This window comes from Baekduia sp., assembly GCF_035685985.1.
Classification (GTDB): Bacteria; Actinomycetota; Thermoleophilia; order Solirubrobacterales; family Solirubrobacteraceae; genus Baekduia.
Genome location: NZ_DASRZV010000033.1, coordinates 18491 through 33740, shown reverse-complemented (window position 1 = coordinate 33740; position 15250 = coordinate 18491). Strand labels below are relative to the sequence as shown.

At 74.5% G+C, this 15250-nt stretch carries 14 protein-coding genes; 8 read left to right on the top strand and 6 right to left on the bottom strand.

Going from position 1 to position 15250, the window contains the following annotated elements:
* Nucleotides 1–16: 16 nt before the first annotated feature.
* From sucC to VFG42_RS21630, 4 genes are read left to right on the top strand one after another with little or no spacing between them, the layout of a single operon-like run.
* Complete coding sequence (gene sucC / locus VFG42_RS21645; protein WP_324910892.1) at nt 17–1168, top strand: ADP-forming succinate--CoA ligase subunit beta; 1152 nt, start codon at nt 17–19, stop codon at nt 1166–1168.
* Between the two features lies 1 nt (nt 1169).
* Nucleotides 1170–2042, top strand: coding sequence for a succinate--CoA ligase subunit alpha (gene sucD / locus VFG42_RS21640; RefSeq protein WP_324910890.1), 873 nt, complete (start codon nt 1170–1172; stop codon nt 2040–2042).
* Between the two features lie 48 nt (nt 2043–2090).
* Nucleotides 2091–2837, top strand: coding sequence for a hypothetical protein (locus tag VFG42_RS21635; RefSeq protein WP_324910889.1), 747 nt, complete (start codon nt 2091–2093; stop codon nt 2835–2837).
* A 25-nt stretch (nt 2838–2862) separates the two neighbouring features.
* Nucleotides 2863–3576, top strand: a complete 714-nt coding sequence (locus VFG42_RS21630; protein ID WP_324910888.1) for a hypothetical protein — start codon at nt 2863–2865, stop codon at nt 3574–3576.
* On the opposite strand, the gene VFG42_RS21625 is transcribed toward VFG42_RS21630, so the two are convergent.
* On the bottom strand, nt 3573–4802 hold the full coding sequence (locus tag VFG42_RS21625) for a sensor domain-containing diguanylate cyclase (RefSeq protein ID WP_324910887.1): 1230 nt from the start codon (nt 4800–4802) through the stop codon (nt 3573–3575). The two genes, VFG42_RS21630 and VFG42_RS21625, sit on opposite strands and share 4 nt — an antisense overlap.
* A 32-nt stretch (nt 4803–4834) precedes the next feature.
* Between VFG42_RS21625 and VFG42_RS21620 the strand changes: the two genes are divergently transcribed.
* A complete protein-coding gene (locus VFG42_RS21620; RefSeq protein WP_324910886.1) occupies nt 4835–5941 on the top strand; it encodes a PLP-dependent aminotransferase family protein in 1107 nt (368 codons plus the stop codon).
* 3 nt (nt 5942–5944) lie between these two features.
* Here VFG42_RS21620 and VFG42_RS21615 read toward each other — a convergent pair whose 3' ends face one another.
* Together VFG42_RS21615 and VFG42_RS21610 are read right to left on the bottom strand one after the other, a co-directional pair.
* Nucleotides 5945–6664 carry a metal-dependent transcriptional regulator gene (locus VFG42_RS21615; protein ID WP_324910885.1) on the bottom strand — a complete coding sequence of 240 codons (720 nt, stop codon included), beginning with the start codon at nt 6662–6664 and terminating at the stop codon, nt 5945–5947.
* 13 nt (nt 6665–6677) lie between these two features.
* Nucleotides 6678–7637: a LysR family transcriptional regulator gene (locus VFG42_RS21610; protein ID WP_324910884.1), complete on the bottom strand. Its 960-nt coding sequence runs from the start codon at nt 7635–7637 to the stop codon at nt 6678–6680.
* A gap of 225 nt (nt 7638–7862) precedes the next feature.
* Between VFG42_RS21610 and VFG42_RS21605 the strand changes: the two genes are divergently transcribed.
* Nucleotides 7863–8813: a DMT family transporter gene (locus tag VFG42_RS21605; protein ID WP_324910883.1), complete on the top strand. Its 951-nt coding sequence runs from the start codon at nt 7863–7865 to the stop codon at nt 8811–8813.
* Entirely contained in the window at nt 8749–9681 is a 933-nt protein-coding gene (locus VFG42_RS21600) for an ATP-dependent DNA ligase (protein ID WP_324910882.1), read from the top strand. Before VFG42_RS21605 ends, VFG42_RS21600 begins: the two co-directional genes overlap by 65 nt.
* Before the next feature lie 22 nt (nt 9682–9703).
* Here VFG42_RS21600 and VFG42_RS21595 read toward each other — a convergent pair whose 3' ends face one another.
* Nucleotides 9704–10270, bottom strand: coding sequence for a DUF559 domain-containing protein (locus tag VFG42_RS21595; RefSeq protein ID WP_324910881.1), 567 nt, complete (start codon nt 10268–10270; stop codon nt 9704–9706).
* A gap of 433 nt (nt 10271–10703) precedes the next feature.
* Between VFG42_RS21595 and VFG42_RS21585 the strand changes: the two genes are divergently transcribed.
* Nucleotides 10704–11708 carry a glycerate kinase gene (locus tag VFG42_RS21585; RefSeq protein WP_324910879.1) on the top strand — a complete coding sequence of 335 codons (1005 nt, stop codon included), beginning with the start codon at nt 10704–10706 and terminating at the stop codon, nt 11706–11708.
* Here VFG42_RS21585 and VFG42_RS21580 read toward each other — a convergent pair.
* The gene (locus tag VFG42_RS21580) at nt 11705–14038 is read right to left on the bottom strand and encodes a putative bifunctional diguanylate cyclase/phosphodiesterase (protein ID WP_324910878.1); all 2334 of its coding nucleotides are present in this window, start codon (nt 14036–14038) and stop codon (nt 11705–11707) included. The genes VFG42_RS21585 and VFG42_RS21580 overlap by 4 nt on opposite strands.
* Complete coding sequence (locus VFG42_RS21575; protein ID WP_324910877.1) at nt 14035–15222, bottom strand: FIST signal transduction protein; 1188 nt, start codon at nt 15220–15222, stop codon at nt 14035–14037. The genes VFG42_RS21580 and VFG42_RS21575 overlap by 4 nt, the downstream gene beginning before the upstream one ends.
* Nucleotides 15223–15250 lie beyond the last annotated feature (28 nt).

The window sequence follows — 15250 nt, the reverse complement described above, 5'->3', positions numbered from 1 at the left end:
AGCGTCCGGCCCTCCTATGGACCTGCTCGAATACCAGGGCAAGCAGCTTTTCGCCCGACATGGAATCCCCGTCCCTGACGGACGCCCGGCGCGAACGGTCGACGAGGCCGTCTCCGCCGCGAAGGAGGTCGGCTTCCCGTGCGCCGTGAAGGCGCAGGTGAAGATCGGCGGCCGCGGCAAGGCCGGCGGCATCAAGATCGCCAAGGACGAGGACGAGGCGCGCGCCGCCGCCGACGCCATCCTCGGCATGGACATCAAGGGCTTCACGGTCCACGAGCTGTGGATCGAGGGCGCCTCGCAGATCGAGAGCGAGTACTACGCCTCGATCGTCTTCGATCGTGGCGCGAAGGCGCCCCTGGTCATGCTGTCGACGCAGGGCGGCATGGACATCGAGGAGGTCGCCGAGACCAACCCGAGCGCGATCGCGACGCTGCACGTCGACCCGCTGCTCGGCTTCCAGGACTTCCACGGCCGTCGCCTGGCCTTCGACGCGGGCGTCGACGCCGACCTCGTCCGCCCCGTCGGCGCGTTCCTGCACAAGCTCTACGGCACGTTCGTCTCCGAGGAGGCGATGCTGGTCGAGGTCAACCCGCTGATCGTCACGCCGGAGCGCTCGGTCGCCGCGCTGGACGCCAAGGTCACGCTGGACGACAACGCGCTCTTCCGCCACCCGGACAACGCGGAGCTGCGCGACCCGTCCGACGAGGACCCGCAGGAGCAGATGGCCAAGGAGCGCGGGCTGACGTTCGTCAAGCTCGACGGCGACATCGGCATCCTCGGCAACGGCGCCGGCCTGGTCATGTCCACGCTGGACGTCGTCGCCCAGTTCGGCGGCGCGCCCGCCAACTTCCTGGACGCCGGCGGCGGATCCAAGGCGGAGGCGATCACCTCGGCCGTGGAAGTGATCCTGAGCAACGAGAACGTCAAGGCCGTGTTGTTCAACATCTTCGGCGGCATCACGCGCTGCGACGAGGTCGCCAACGGCCTCATCGAGGCCTTCAAGCAGCTCGACCCGCAGGTCCCGTTCGTGGTCCGCCTCGACGGCACCAACGACGTGCAGGGTCGCGAGATCCTGGCGGCGGCCTCGCTGCCGAACGTGCACACCGCAGCCACGATGGACGAGGCGGCCCAGAAGGTCGTCGCGCTCGCGAAGGGGGAGGAGGTCTGACATGGCCGTCCTGATCGACAACGACACCAAGCTGGTCGTCTCCGGCATCACCGGCCGCGAGGGCACGTTCCACGCGACCAACAACAAGAACTACGGGACGAACGTCGTCGCGGGCGTCACGCCGGGCAAGGCCGGGCAGTCCGTCGAGGGCATCCCGGTGTTCAACACGTTCCGCGACTCCGTGCGGGAGACCGGCGCGAACGTCGCGATGGTCTTCGTGCCGCCGCGCTTCGCCGCCGACTCGATCCTCGAGGCCGCCGACGCCGGCATCCCGCTGGTGATCTGCATCACCGAGGGCATCCCGGCCCACGACGAGCTGCGCGTGTACACGCACCTGCAGCGCACGGGCACGCGCCTGGTCGGCCCGAACTGCCCGGGCATCCTGTCGCCGGGCAAGGCGAACGTCGGCATCATCCCGGCGTCGTTCTTCAAGCCGGGCAACGTCGGCGTCGTCAGCCGCTCGGGAACGCTCACCTACCAGATCGGCAACACGCTGGCCCAGGCCGGCTTCGGCAACTCGTCGATCGTCGGCATCGGCGGCGACCCGGTCCCGGGCACGTCGTTCATCGACGTCATCGAGCTGTTCGAGCAGGACGACGAGACCGAGCTGATCGTGCTGTCGGGCGAGATCGGCGGCGACGCCGAGGAGCGCGCGGCCGACTACATCGCCGAGAACGTGTCCAAGCCGGTCGTGGCCTACATCGCGGGCTTCACGGCGCCTCCGGGCAAGACCATGGGCCACGCGGGCGCGATCGTCTCGGGCTCGAAGGGCACCGCCGCCGCCAAGGCCGAGGCGCTGGAGGCCAAGGGCGTCCGCGTCGGCCGCACGCCCACGCAGGTCGCCGAGCTGGCCATCGAGATCCTCGGCAAGTAGTCCGTCGTCGTTGGCGTCGCTCTCCCATCGCAAGTACGCTCGCGAGCAGTGGAGAGCGACGTGACAACGACGCTGAGCGAGCTGGAGCGCAAGCTCAAGGAGCTCGAGCGCGAGCTGGAGTCCGTCGGCCGCGGCGGCGAGCTGGACGCCGAGCCCGCGCAGGCGGGCTGGACGCCGCCGCCGGACCCGTCGGCCGGACCGCCGCCGCCCGGGGCGACGCCGCTGACCGCGGTCTGGCACGGCGGCGCGACGCCGCCGAGCGGCCCACCGCCGGTCGCCGACGAGCCCGTGCGGGTCGTCCCGCCGCCGGCGCCGCGCATCGTCGCCCAGCCCCATGCGGCCGCTTCGCCGCCTCCGCCCCCACCGCCGCCGCCCGCGTCCGCCGCGGAGCCCGGCGGCCTGCACGAGCAGCTCGACGAGCTGATCGCCTTCCGCGACCGCCTCGTGCGCACGACCGACGAGCTCGTCGGCGAGCTGTCGCGCGTCCTGGACGAGCTCGGCGTCGTCGCGCCGCCGCCCCCGCCGCCGGACCCGGCGCTGACGCCGCTGAGCGGCGACGTCGTCGTCGAGGCCGCGGCGTTCGACCTCGCGACGCTCGCCTCGCTGGAGCAGGCGCTGCGCGCCGTCGGCGGGGCCGCCCACGCGCACGTCCGCGCCCTCGACGACGGCGTCGCGTACCTCGACGTCCGCCTCAGCGCCCCGCTGCCGCTGGGCGCCGCGCTGCGTGCCGCCTGGCCCGTGCCGTTCGCCGTCACCGGCGCCGGCGACGGCCGCCTGGCCATCGCCCCGGCGTAGGTCGCCTCCGGCCGGAGCACCGATCGTGGCCGACGACGACGAACCCACTCGCATCCCGTCCGCCGAGGAGCTCGCGGCGTCGCTGGCCTCGCGCGTCCGCCAGATCCTCGCCGCCGCGGAGGCCGACGCGGCCGACATCCGCGCGGCCGCCGACGCCGACGCGGAGGCGCGCGCCGCGCAGGTCCGCCTCGTCGCCGAGCAGGACGCCGAGCGGCTCCTGCGGCGGGCCGAGCGCGACGCCACCGACTACCTCGACGACGCCCGCCGCCGCGTCGACGCCTTCGCCTCGGGCCGCGCGCGCCGCATCGCCGCGGTCGCCGACCGCCTGCTCGCCCACGCCGAGGCGCTCGCCGACCGGGCGGGCCGCGCCGGCCGCCTGGACCACGGGGTCGAGGACGTCCTGGAGGCGCTGGCCGCCGCCGCGGAGGCCATCGCCGCCGAGGCCGCCCGCGACGCGATCGAGCTGCCCGGCGCCCGCGAGCGCCGCGCCGAGGTCACGCGTCTGACGACCCGTCCGCGCGCCGTGCCGGACCCGCCGGAGGAGCCCGAGCCGCCGGCGCCGACGCCGGCCGCCCCGCCCGTCGCCGCCGTCCCCGATCCGCCGGACCCCGACGACGCCGCGCGCGCCCAGGTCCAGGCGATCGCCGACACGCTGCCGCGTCGTCCCGGCCCCGCGCCCCAGCGGCACGCGCCGCCCCGGGCGGTGCCGCCGGACGAGCCGCCCGACGACGTCGCCTAGCCCACGCTGATCCCGCCGCGGCCCGCGTCCTTGGCCGCGTAGAGCGCCGCGTCGGCGCGCGCGGCCACCGCCGCGGCGTCCTCGCCCGCCCGCCACGCCACCAGACCCGCGGACGCCCCGACGCCCGCCTCGCCGCCCGGCGTCACGCCCTGCAGGCGCTCGACGATCGCCCGCGCGCAATCCAGGTCGCAGTCGGGCAGCAGCACCGCGAACTCGTCGCCGCCCAACCGCGACAGGAGGTCGGCGCCGCGCAGCACGCCGCGCCACGCGGCCGTCGCCTCGCGCAGCAGCTCGTCGCCCGCCTGATGGCCGTAGGTGTCGTTGTAGGGCTTGAAGCGGTCGAGGTCGATCGCCGCCACGCACAGCGGCCGGCCGTGGCGCTCGGCGCGCGCCAGCTCGATCGCCAGGCGCTCGTCCCACAGCCGCCGGTTGGCCAGACCGGTGAGCGGATCAGTGCGCGCGAGGTCGCGCAGCTGCTCCCGCGCCTCGCGGGCCTCGGTCACGTCGACCAGCGTCGCCAGCCACCCGGCCGGGCCGCCCCACGGGTCGCGCAGCAGCGCGCCGGTCACGTGCGCCCAGCGCGCGCCGAAGCCGACCTCCAGCGAGAAGTCGTCGCGCGCGATGTCCGCGAAGGCCGCGGTGGCCTCGGGCCCGAAGACGTCGCGCCACCCGTCGCCCAGCAGCGCGCCGACGTCGCGCCCGGTGATGTCGGTCACCCAGTCGTTGGCGAACACGCAGCGGCCGGCCTCGTCGATCTCGAGGATCCCGACCGGCGCCAGGTGCGTGAGCGTGCGCCAGCGGTCCTCCTTGGCGCGCAGCAGGTCCTCGCTGCGCTCCTGGGCGCGGCGGCGCTCGATCGCGAAGCGGATCGCGCGGACGAAGCGCGACGGCGGCGACTCCTGGCCCTTGACCAGGTAGTCCTGCGCGCCGGCGCGGATCGCGGCGACCGCGAGCTCGTCGTCGTCGTGGCCGCTGAGCACGATCACCGGCACGCCGCCGGCCGCGTTGATGACCATCGCGACGGCCTCCAGCCCGTTGGCGTCGGGCAGGCCGAGGTCGAGCAGGACGCAGTCGGCGTCGCGCTCCAGCAGGTCGGCGACGGCCGTCCCGACGCGCTCGTGGTGGCGCACCTCGACGCCGCCGGGAACGGCGTCGGCCAGGATCAGCTCGACGAGCCGGGCATAGGGGATGGCGTCCTCGACCAGGACCACGGAAGCGGCGGGCACGGTCATGAGACGTACCGCTAGCATCGGACGCGATGCCTGACACGATCTCCTTCGCCCGTGGCGCACCGTCGCTGGACATCGTCGACGTGGAGGGCCTGAAGGCCGCGGCGACCCGCGCCTTCGAGCGCGATCCCGCCGGCACGACGGCCTACGGCACCGCCGTCGGCTACGCCCCGCTGCGCGAGTGGATCGCCAACAAGCACGGCGTCGACACGTCGCAGGTGATCGTCACCAACGGCTCGATGCAGGCCGACGCGTTCCTCTTCGAGACGCTCGTCAAGCCGGGTGACTCGGTCGTCGTCGAGAAGCCGACCTACGACCGCACGCTGCTGAACCTGCGCGGTCGCGGCGCGGACGTCCGCATGGTCTCGCTGGAGACCGACGGCATCGACGTCGGCGAACTGGAGACGCTGCTGCGCGACGAGGGCGTCCGCCCCACGCTGGCGCACATCATCCCCAACTTCCAGAACCCCGCCGGCTACACGATCTCGCAGGCCAAGCGCGAGGCCCTGCTGCGCCTGGCGGGCGAGTTCGGGTTCGTGATCTTCGAGGACGACCCCTACGTCGACATCCGCTTCAGCGGCGAGTCGCTGCCGACGATGCTCTCGCAGGACACGACCGGCAGCGTCGTCTACGCCTCGTCGTTCTCCAAGACGGTCTGCCCGGGCATCCGCGTCGGCTACCTGGTCGGCCCGGCCGAGCGGATCGCCGAGATCCAGCGCCTGGCGACCAACACCTACATCTCGCCCAACATGGTGGCCCAGTCGCTGGTGTACGAGTTCTGCTCGTCGGGCGACATCGACAAGTCGATCGCCACGGTCAAGGCCGCGCTGGCCGCGCGCGTCAAGCGCCTGACCGACGCGCTGTCGCGCGAGCTGCCCGAGGCGAAGTTCCAGGCGCCCGAAGGCGGCTACTTCATGTGGGTGGAGCTGCCCGAGGGCGTCGAGATCGACCGCGTCTTCGACGAGGCCAACGCCCGCGGCGTGGCGATCGTCAAGGGCACCGACTTCCTCCTGGAGGGCGGCGAGAACACGCTGCGCCTCGCCTACTCCGGCGTCACGGAGGACCAGATCGACGAGGGCGTCAAGCGCCTGGCCGAGGCGGTCAAGGCCGCCTCGGGAGCCCCGGCGAGCGCCTGAGGCTCAGCGACCGTAGCGCTGCTCGCCGAGCACGAGCTGCGCGGGCAGCGCGACGCGCGGCGGCGGCGAGGGGTCGGCCACGACGCTGACGGTCTCGGCGACCGAGCGCGTCAGCGCCAGGCGCTCGCCGGCGGCCGTCTCGACGACGACCTCCTCGGCGCCGCCGGGCGCGACGACCGTGCCCTCCAGGCCCGGGTCCAGGCCCACGCCCTTGAGGTAGTGCAGCAGGTCCTCGGCCTCGTTCTCGAAGCGGATGATCGTGACCTTCGCGCCCTCGGCGACGTCGGCCAGCGGGACGCTCGTGATGCGGGAGCCGACGTCGATCGGGTGGCCGTGCGGGCAGGTCTTCGCGTCGCCGATCGCGGCCAGCATGCGCTCCTCGAGGACCGGCGACATCGCGTGCTCCAGCCGCTCGGCCTCCTCGTGGACCTCGTCCCACGGGATCCCCAGGACGTCGGTCAGGAAGCGCTCGATCAGCCGGTGGCGGCGGACGATCGCCTCGGCGTGCTCGCGGCCGGAGTCGGTGAAGCTGATGACCTTGTCGGTCCCGCGGGTGATGTAGCCGTCGCGCTCCAGGCGGCCGACCATCTCGTGGACCGTCGGGGGCGAGAGCTGCATCGCCCGCGCGATGTTGGCGCCGGTCATCGGCAGCCCGGCCTCGTAGAGCCAGAAGAGGGTCTCCAGGTACTCCTGCTCGGCGACGGTGGCCTTCTCCGTGGGCATGCTGTGATCCAGCTTACCCCGGCCGCTGGGCGCCCGGCTTGTGGCGCCGGGGCGGCGTCGTCTTCAGCTCCTGCGCCATCGCGGTCATGCGGTCCTCGGCCAGCGACATGAACTCGCGAGCGGCCGGGGAGAGGCGCGCGCCGCGCCGGTTGATGAAGGCGAACGTGTCGTAGAGCGGCTCGGCGAACGGGACCCAGCCGAGGCGCTTCGGGACCCGGCGGCCGAGGTTGAGCAGGATGCCGCGGGCGATCAGCGTGTCGCCCAGGCCGCGCGCGGTCAGCTCGATCGCGGTCTCGGGGTCCTCGACGTCGATCTGCGGCTCGATCGTCACACCCTCGCGCTGGGCCAGCTCGAACAGCTGGCGGCGCGTCGGGTCCTCCAGGCCGTAGGAGGTGTCGGTGAGGATCAGCGGCGCGACGGCGAGGTCGCGGATCGTCACCGGCTTGCGCACGCGCGCGGCGACCGCCGACACGTACACGATCTCGTCGCGCATGATCGGCCGGACGTCGAGGCCCGCGTCGTCGACCGGCAGCGCGACCAGGCCGGCCTCCAGGTCGCCGTCGCGCACGGCCTCCGCGACCTCTGAGGAGTTCTGACCGACCATCCGGACGCGGACCTTCGGGTGACGGCGCCGGAACGCGGCGACGATCTGCGTGCCCGGGTACCAGCGCGCGGTGCCGAACGTCCCGAACGCCGCGATGCCGCCCTGCAGCTCGCGCTGCTGGACGACCGCCTGGCGCCCCTCGGCGACCGCCGCCAGCGCGGCCTCCGCGTGGGGGCGCAGCGCGTGGGCGGCCTCGGTCGGCTTGATGCCGCGGCCGACGCGCGTGAACAGCGCGACGCCCAGCTCGGCCTCCAGGCGCCGGACCTGCTCGCTCAGCGAGGGCTGGGCGAGCAGCAGGCGCTCGGCGGCGGCGCTGAACGAGCCGGCGTCGAGGGCGGCGAGGAAGTACTCCAGCTGCTGCAGCGTCATGGCAAGGTTGTGACCTCAAGGGGCATCCTATGGAAGTCAGAGGTAACAGAGGCTAGAGGAACCAGAACGTGTGTCCGATCATGGGGACATGATCTCCGTCCTCGCTGTGCTGGGCCTCTTCGGCGTCAACGCCGGGTTGTCGGGCAAGTTCGGGCGCGACTCGCGTCGCCCGAGCGACCGCAACTGGTAGCGCCCTCCCCTCCCCACCTCCCCCTCTTCCCCTACATGTCGTTCTCTCCCCATCACCGCGGGATGCTCCTGTGCGCCCTGTCGGCGGTCGCGTTCGGCGCGATGGCCGTCTTCGCCAAGGAGGCCTACGCGTCGGGCATGACCGTCGTCACGCTCCTGTCGCTGCGCTTCCTGCTGGCGGCCGCCGCCTTCTGGGCGATCGCGGCCGCGCGCGGCGCGCGCCTTCCCGACCGTCGCACGATCGTCAGCGGCCTCGCGCTGGGCGCGGTCGGCTACGCCGCCCAGGGCGGCTGCTACTTCGGCGCGCTGACCCGGCTGGACGCCGGGCTCACCTCGCTGTTGACCTACATCTACCCGATCCTCGTGTTCGCGGGCGCGTTCGCGCTCGGGCGCGAGCAGGCGACGTCGCGCCGCGTGGGCGCCCTCGGCCTGGCCACCGCGGGCACCGTGCTGGTCCTCGCCGGCGGCTCGGTCGGCGCGATCGACGGCCTCGGCGTCGCGCTGGCGCTCGGCTGCGCGGTCGTCTACGCGGCCTACATCTTGATGAGCGACCGGATGGTCGGCAGCGTCGACCCGTTCGTGCTGGCCGGCCTGATCACCACCGGCGCGGCGGTGTCGATGACGACCGTCGGCGCCGCCAGCGGCTCGCTGTCGTTCGGCTTCGACCCCAGCGGCTGGCTGTGGGTGCTGGCGCTCGCGTGGGGTTCGACGGTGCTGGGCATCGCGGCGTTCCTGTCGGGGATGCGCGCCGTGGGCCCGGCGACGGCCTCGATCGTCTCGACCGTCGAGCCGGCCGTGACGGTCGGCCTGGCGATGGCGCTGTACGGCGAGTCGCTGGGCCCGTCGCAGATCGCCGGCGGCGTGCTGGTGCTCGGCGCGGTCGTCGTCCTGCAGTTGCGGCCGGCGGGTAGCGTTGACGCCGATGCCGCTGCCGATCACGCCCCCGCTGTCGCCCCAGCTCGCGCGCTCGCGCACGAGCCTGCCTGAGGGCGACGGCTGGGCCTACGAGCCGAAGTTCGACGGCTTCCGGGCCGTCGTCTTCGCCGACGGCGAAGAGAAGATCATCAAGTCGCGCAACGGCAAGGACCTCGACCGCTACTTCCCGGAGGTGGTCGCGGCCCTGCCGGACGGGCGCTACGTGCTCGACGGCGAGATCGTCGCGTCGTCCTTCGACACGCTCGGCCAGCGGATCCACCCGGCGAAGTCGCGGATCGAGCGGCTGTCGGTCGAGACGCCCGCGCGGCTGATCGCGTTCGACCTGTTGGCCTTGGGGGATGACGCGCTCGTGGCGCTGCCGTACCGCGAGCGCCGGGCCGCGCTCGAGGCCGCCGGCCTGCCGGGCGTCGAGCTGGCGCCCGTGGTCTGGACCGGGGACGAGGCGCGTGGTTGGTTGGAGACCGAGGAGGGCGTGATCGCCAAGGAGGCCGAGGCCCCGTACGCGGCGGGCGAGCGCACCGGGATGGTGAAGATCAAGCGCGTGAGGACGGTCGACGCCGTCGTCGTCGGCTGGCGCCCCGGCAAGCTCGAAGGCACGCTCGGCGCGATCATCTTGGGGTTGTACGACGAGGACGGCGACCTGCGCGTCATCGGCCACTCGTCCGGCTTCAGCGCCAAGGAGAAGCGCGAGCTGCCCGCGCGGCTCGCGCCCTTCGAGACCGGCGAGCGCGGCACCGGCGAGCCGTCGCGCTGGTCCGCCGGCCGCGACCTCGCCTGGGTCGGCCTCCGCCCCGAGCTCGTCGTCGAGGTCACCTTCGACCACGTCTCCGACGGCCGCATCCGCCACGGCGCCAAGGTCCAGCGCTGGCGCGAGGACAAGCGCCCGTCGGAGTGCACGGTCGACCAGCTCGACACCTGAGACCAACGGCGCCTTCGTGTTCCTATCCGACACGAAGACGCCGTTGGTCGAGAAGGCGACCGAGCTCGCGGGCGACCACCCGCGGCGTGCGCAGGACCTCGCCGGCGGGAAAGCGCGCGACACGCCAGCCCGCCGCGAGCGCACGGCGGTCGCGAGCCCGGTCGGCGGCGAAGGCGGCACGACCGCGGTGGAAGGCCCAACCGTCGACCTCGACGACGAGGCCATGCTCCGGCCAGCGGAAGTCGACCTCGACGCCGCCGCTGTGATGGTTGACCTGCGGACGCGGAAGGTCGTGGTCGAGGCAGAGCTGCAGCAGCTTCGCCTCGACGTCGCTGCGCGTGAACGTGATCCCGTGGACCGCCATGTCATCGAGGACCGTGCGCAGCGCCGTGGCCCCGGCCCGCCGCGGGGACGCCGCCAGCGCCCGGTCGATCGCACCGGCGTCGAGGAGCTCCAGACGATCCGCCGCCTCCACCGCCCGCCGGAGCAGGTGCGGACGGACCACGGCGGCGAGGTCGAGCAGCGTCCAGGCGACGGTCGTCACCGGGATGCCGTGCTCCACGGTCCGGAACGCCTCGGGCGCGATCACGGAGCGGTGGGTTCTGACGCTCCCGTCCGGCGTGCGCCGGCCGCCGGAGCGGATCGTGACGTGGATCGCCGCGCCTCCGGGCGGCCGCAGCCCCCACAGAGCCGCCGCGCTTCCGTGGCTGAGCAGCGCTCCTTCTCCGCACGCCAGGACCGCGGCCAACCAGCGTCCCTCCTGCGTGAGGCGCGCATGGCCGACGGCGTAGACCCCGCGGCGCAGGTCGACCAAGCGCCCGCTCTCTCGCCAGCGACGGACACGTTCGGCGTCGAGGCCGGCGGCGAGCATCTGCCGGCGAGCGACCACACCATGTTGACGCTCGGCGAGCGCCCGGACCAGACGGACGGCGTCTTCGTGTTCCATGCCGACACGTAGGCGCCGTCGGTGCGGAACTCGCCCCCCGAGGCGGCGCCGGCGACCCCGGGTAGAGTCCGGCGCCGTGTCCGCTCCGCCGGTTCTCGTCGCCCCCGACTCGTTCAAGGGCACCCTGCGCGCGTCGCGGGTCGCCGCGGCGATCGGCGCCGGGCTGGAGCGCGGAGGGCTCGTCCCGCCGGATCTGTGCCCGGTCGCCGATGGCGGCGAGGGGACGTTGGAGGTGCTGCTGACCGCGCTGGGTGGCGAGACGGCGGGCGCCCCCGCCACCGACCCGCTCGGGCGACCGATCGCGTCCGCGGGGTTCGCGCTGATCGAGGACGGTGGGACCGCGATCGTCGAGGTCGCCGAGGCGTCGGGGCTGCACCGCGTCGCCGACGACGAGCGCGATGCCTACAACTCGACCACGCGCGGCACCGGCGAGCTGATCGTCGCGGCGTGCGCCGCGGGCGCGGAGGTCGTGCTGGTCGCCGCGGGCGGCAGCGCGACGACCGACGGCGGCGCGGGCGCGATCGAGGCGATCGAGGAGGCGGGCGGCCTGCGGGGCACGGCGCTCGTCGTCCTCTCCGACGTCCGCGCCCCGTTCGAGCAGGCGCCGAGCGTGTTCGGCCCGCAGAAGGGCGCGGACGCGCGAACGGTCGAGCGCCTGGCCAAGCGGCTCGCGAAGCAGGCGGCGACCATGCCCAAGGATCCCCGCGGCGTCCCGATGACCGGCGCCGCCGGCGGCCTCGCCGGCGGCCTGTGGGCGACGTACGGCGCCAAGCTCGAGCCCGGCGCCGCGTTCGTCCTGCGGGCCCTGGACTTCGACCGCCGCATGCGCGCCGCCCACGCCGTGATCGTCGGCGAGGGCCGCCTCGACGAGACGACGCTCCAGGGCAAGATCGCCGGCGAGATCGCGACGCGGGCGCGACAGGCCGGCGTCCCCTCCCACGCGATCGTCGGGCAGCACGCGCTCGACCCCTTCGGCGCGCGCATCCTCGACCTTCAGGTCATCGCCGAGGCGTCGACGACGGCCGAGATCGAAGCGGCGGCGGAGCGGCTGGGCCGAGCGATCGCCGAGCGCCGGGTCTAGTCGAGCGCCGGCATCGCGAACCCGCGCCCGGCGGGCTCGGCGATCAGCGCGGTCATCGCCGCGGCCTCCATCGGCCGCGCGAAGTGGTAGCCCTGCCCCAGCCCGCAGCCCAGCTCGTGCAGGACCGCGGCCTGCGCGCCCGCCTCGATGCCCTCGGCGATGCACGCGAGCTTCAAAGACGTCGCCAGCTCGACGATCGCCCGCGCCAGCGCGCGGCCCTCGTCGTCGCCGGCGTCGAGGCCGTCGACGAACGGCTTGGCCATCTTGAGGATGTCGATCGGGAACCGCCGCAGGTAGCGCAGCGACGAGTAGCCGGTCCCGAAGTCGTCGACCGCCAGCCGGACGCCGAGCGCCTTCAGCGCGGTCAGCCGCGCGATCGTCGCCTCGGTGTCCTGCATCAGCACGGTCTCGGTGATCTCCAGCACCAGCGCGGAGGCCGGCAGCCCGGAGTCGGCCAGCGCCGCGGCGACGTCGGCGACGATGTTGGGGTCCTCGAGCTGGCGTCCGCTCAAGTTCACCGACATGATCCGCGGCGCCCCCGAGGCGGCCGGGAACTCCTCCAGCCACCGCGCCGCCTGGCGGCACGCGGCGCGCAGGATCTGCCGGCCCAGCGCCACGATCGACCCGTTCTCCTCGGCCAGCGGGATGAACTGCGGCGGCGGGACGAGACCACGCGACGGGTGCGTCCAGCGCGCCAGCGCCTCGAAGCCCGCCAGCGTCTGGCCGTCCAGCGCGATCACCGGCTGGTAGTGCACGTCGATCTCGTCGCGCTCGATCGCGCGCAGCAGCTCGCCCTCCAGCTCCAGGCGCTCCAGCACCTCGGCCTGCATGGCCTCCTCGAAGACGCGCGCGCGGCCCTTGCCCTCGGCCTTGGCGCGGTACATCGCGACGTCGGCCTGGCGCAGCAGCTCCGGCGCGCCCGCGCGGCCCACGGCGATGCCGACCGACGCCTTCACGAACACCTCGCGCCCCTGGACGACCACCGGCGCGCTCAGCGCCGCGCCGATCCGATCGGCGACCAGCACGGCCTCCTCGACGCCCGCCAGGTCCTCCAACAACACCGCGAACTCGTCGCCGCCCAGCCGCGCCGCGGTGTCGGCGCTGCGCAGCGACTCGTCGACCCGCCGCGCCACGGCGACCAGCAGCTCGTCGCCCGCCGCGTGGCCGAGCGAGTCGTTGACGGTCTTGAAGCGGTCGAGGTCCAGGAAGATCACGCCGCACGCCGTGCCGCGCCGGCGCCCCTGGGTCAGCGCGTGCCGCAGGCGATCCGTGAACAGCGCGCGGTTCGGCAGACCGGTCAGCGCATCGTGCAGCGCTTGGTGCAACATGGTGTCCACGCGCCGCGCGTCGGTCAGCGCCAGCGACGCGTGCTCGGCGAAGGACGACAACATGTCCTGCTCGGCCCGCGAGAACACGCGGCCCGCCTTGAAGGACGACAGGACCAGCGCCCCGCTCACGCGCCCGTCCTCGTGGACCGGCGCGGCCATCGCGGCCGACATCCCGGACGCCACGAACGCGGGCAGCGCGTCCGGCGCCGACAGGTAGTCCTCGACGACGATCAGCCGGTCCTCGGCGACCGCGCGCCCCGCGACGCCAACGCCGACCGGTCGCCGCCGCATCCCGCGGTCGACGAGCCCGTCCGCGTACCCGCGCGAGGCCGCGACCACGAGCCAGCTCGGGTCCTCCTCGTCGCGCAGCACCAGCGCCGGGGCGTCGTCGCCCAGCAGCTCGCCCGCCGCGCCGACGATCGTCTCCAGCACGCCCTGCAGCGGCTCGCGCCGGGAGATCGCGCGCTGGATCCGCGCCATCGCCTCCAGCACGCGCTGGCGCTTGCGCAAGGTGTCCAACAACCGCACGTTCTCGGCGGCGGCCAGGTCGGCCCGCGTGCGCAGCGCGCGCTCGCCGGCGATCGTCTCCAGCAGCCGCATCGTCAGCCCCAGGCCGCGCGCCATCGCGCGCAGCAGCGTGCGCTCCTCGCCGGTGAACGGCTCGCCCGTGCGGGCGAGCACCAGCCGCGGCGCGTAGCCGTCGTCGCTCAGCGGCGCGCTGACCGCCGGGCACGACCCCGCGCCCGGCACCGGCAGCACGTCGCCGTACGCGCCCGGCGCGATCTCGGCCAGGCGCCGCTCGGGCACCTCGAAGCGCGGCCAGCCGACCGACGCGACGACGGTCCCGCGCGGGTCCAGCAGCGCGGCGCACTCGGCCTCCAACGCCTCGGCGGCGCGCTCGACGCCCTCGCGGGCGGCCTCGCGCTCGTCGGCGCACTCCGACACCACGCCGAGGAACTCGGCGAGCTGCTGCGGGCCCCAGCCGGCGAACGCCTCGTTCATGCGAGCGCCAGGACCACGAGGGTCTGCTGGTGGACGCCCGCGGTGCCGCGCGTGCGCGCGATCTCGCCGAAGGTGTACCAGCCGGTCAGGGCGGCGTCGCCGGCGTGGGCCGCCATCCGGGCGACCTCGTCGCGCGCGCCGTCGTCGCCGAGGATCATCAGGCGCGCGTTGCAGTCGAAGGCCACGACCGCCAGCGGCGGATCGTCGCCGAGCGCGCCGAGCGCCTCGCCGCAGGCGGCGTCGGTCGCGTCGATCACGCCGTCGGCGTCGCTGTCCATCAGCCAGACCAGCGCGCCCGCGGGGACGACGCCGCGCAGCGACCCGTCCTCGGCGCCGTCGTCGTCGACCCAGCGCGCGTGCGCCTCGCCGACCCGGCGCCGCATCCCGAGCGGGTGCGTCAGCGTCGCCGCGACCGTGACCGGCACGTCCGGATCGCCGCCCAGGCGCTCGCGGTAGACCGTGGCCGCCGGGCGGCCGTCGAGCTCCAGCACGCGGCCCGCCGCCACGCGCGTGACCAGCATCGGCTCGCCGACGGGGTGCCATCCGTGGCGGACGCCGACGCCGATCGGCGCGTCGCTGCCGATCGCCACGCCGACCACGGCGCCCTTGAGGACCGCGTTCCCGTACAACAGCTCCGGCTCGCCGCCGTCGTCCGGCGCGCGGTGGCCGGCCAGGCCGCCGACGAGCGGCACGCCCGCGCCGGCGACCGAGTAGGCGCCGCGCACGATGTCGGGCTGGGTCTCGTTGGAGCCGTCGCTGAGCAGCAGCAGGACGCGATGCGGCGCGTCGGCGACGTCGCCGACGCAGGCGGCCGCGCGGGCGCCCGCGTCGCGCGGGTCGGCGGCCGCGCTGACCGCGGTCGCCGAGAAGGAGAAGCCGTCGCCGCCGAGCGCCAGCGCCTGCACGCTGCCTTGCACCGGACCGGCCGCGTCGAGCTCGCCGGCCGTGGTCGTGCCCACGACCGGGACGCCCGGGGCCGCCTCGGCGATGCCGTCGGCGACCGCGCGCAGGTCGTGGTCGGAGGAGGCGAAGACGATCAGCAGGCGCGCGTCGTCGTGCGCGGCCAGGGCGGAGCGCGCGGCTTCGCGCCCCGCGGATGCCGCGTCCGGATGTGCCGAGCGACCGACGACTGCCCAACGGCAGCGACGGGCGCGCTCGAGCCGCCCTGCCTCAGCGCGCTCCATATGCCTGGGTCATCGGCCGGACGGCGCG

Bases quoted from the DNA above. Each gene is read 5' to 3' on its own strand.
- VFG42_RS21615 (WP_324910885.1), bottom strand. From the start codon at position 6,664: ATGCCCACGGAGAAGGCCACCGTCGCCGAGCAGGAGTACCTGGAGACC.
- VFG42_RS21620 (WP_324910886.1), top strand. From the start codon at position 4,835: ATGCCTGACACGATCTCCTTCGCCCGTGGCGCACCGTCGCTGGACATC.
- VFG42_RS21610 (WP_324910884.1), bottom strand. From the start codon at position 7,637: ATGACGCTGCAGCAGCTGGAGTACTTCCTCGCCGCCCTCGACGCCGGC.
- sucC (WP_324910892.1), top strand. From the start codon at position 17: ATGGACCTGCTCGAATACCAGGGCAAGCAGCTTTTCGCCCGACATGGA.
- VFG42_RS21575 (WP_324910877.1), bottom strand. From the start codon at position 15,222: ATGGAGCGCGCTGAGGCAGGGCGGCTCGAGCGCGCCCGTCGCTGCCGT.
- sucD (WP_324910890.1), top strand. From the start codon at position 1,170: ATGGCCGTCCTGATCGACAACGACACCAAGCTGGTCGTCTCCGGCATC.
- VFG42_RS21580 (WP_324910878.1), bottom strand. From the start codon at position 14,038: ATGAACGAGGCGTTCGCCGGCTGGGGCCCGCAGCAGCTCGCCGAGTTC.
- VFG42_RS21605 (WP_324910883.1), top strand. From the start codon at position 7,863: ATGTCGTTCTCTCCCCATCACCGCGGGATGCTCCTGTGCGCCCTGTCG.
- VFG42_RS21600 (WP_324910882.1), top strand. From the start codon at position 8,749: ATGCCGCTGCCGATCACGCCCCCGCTGTCGCCCCAGCTCGCGCGCTCG.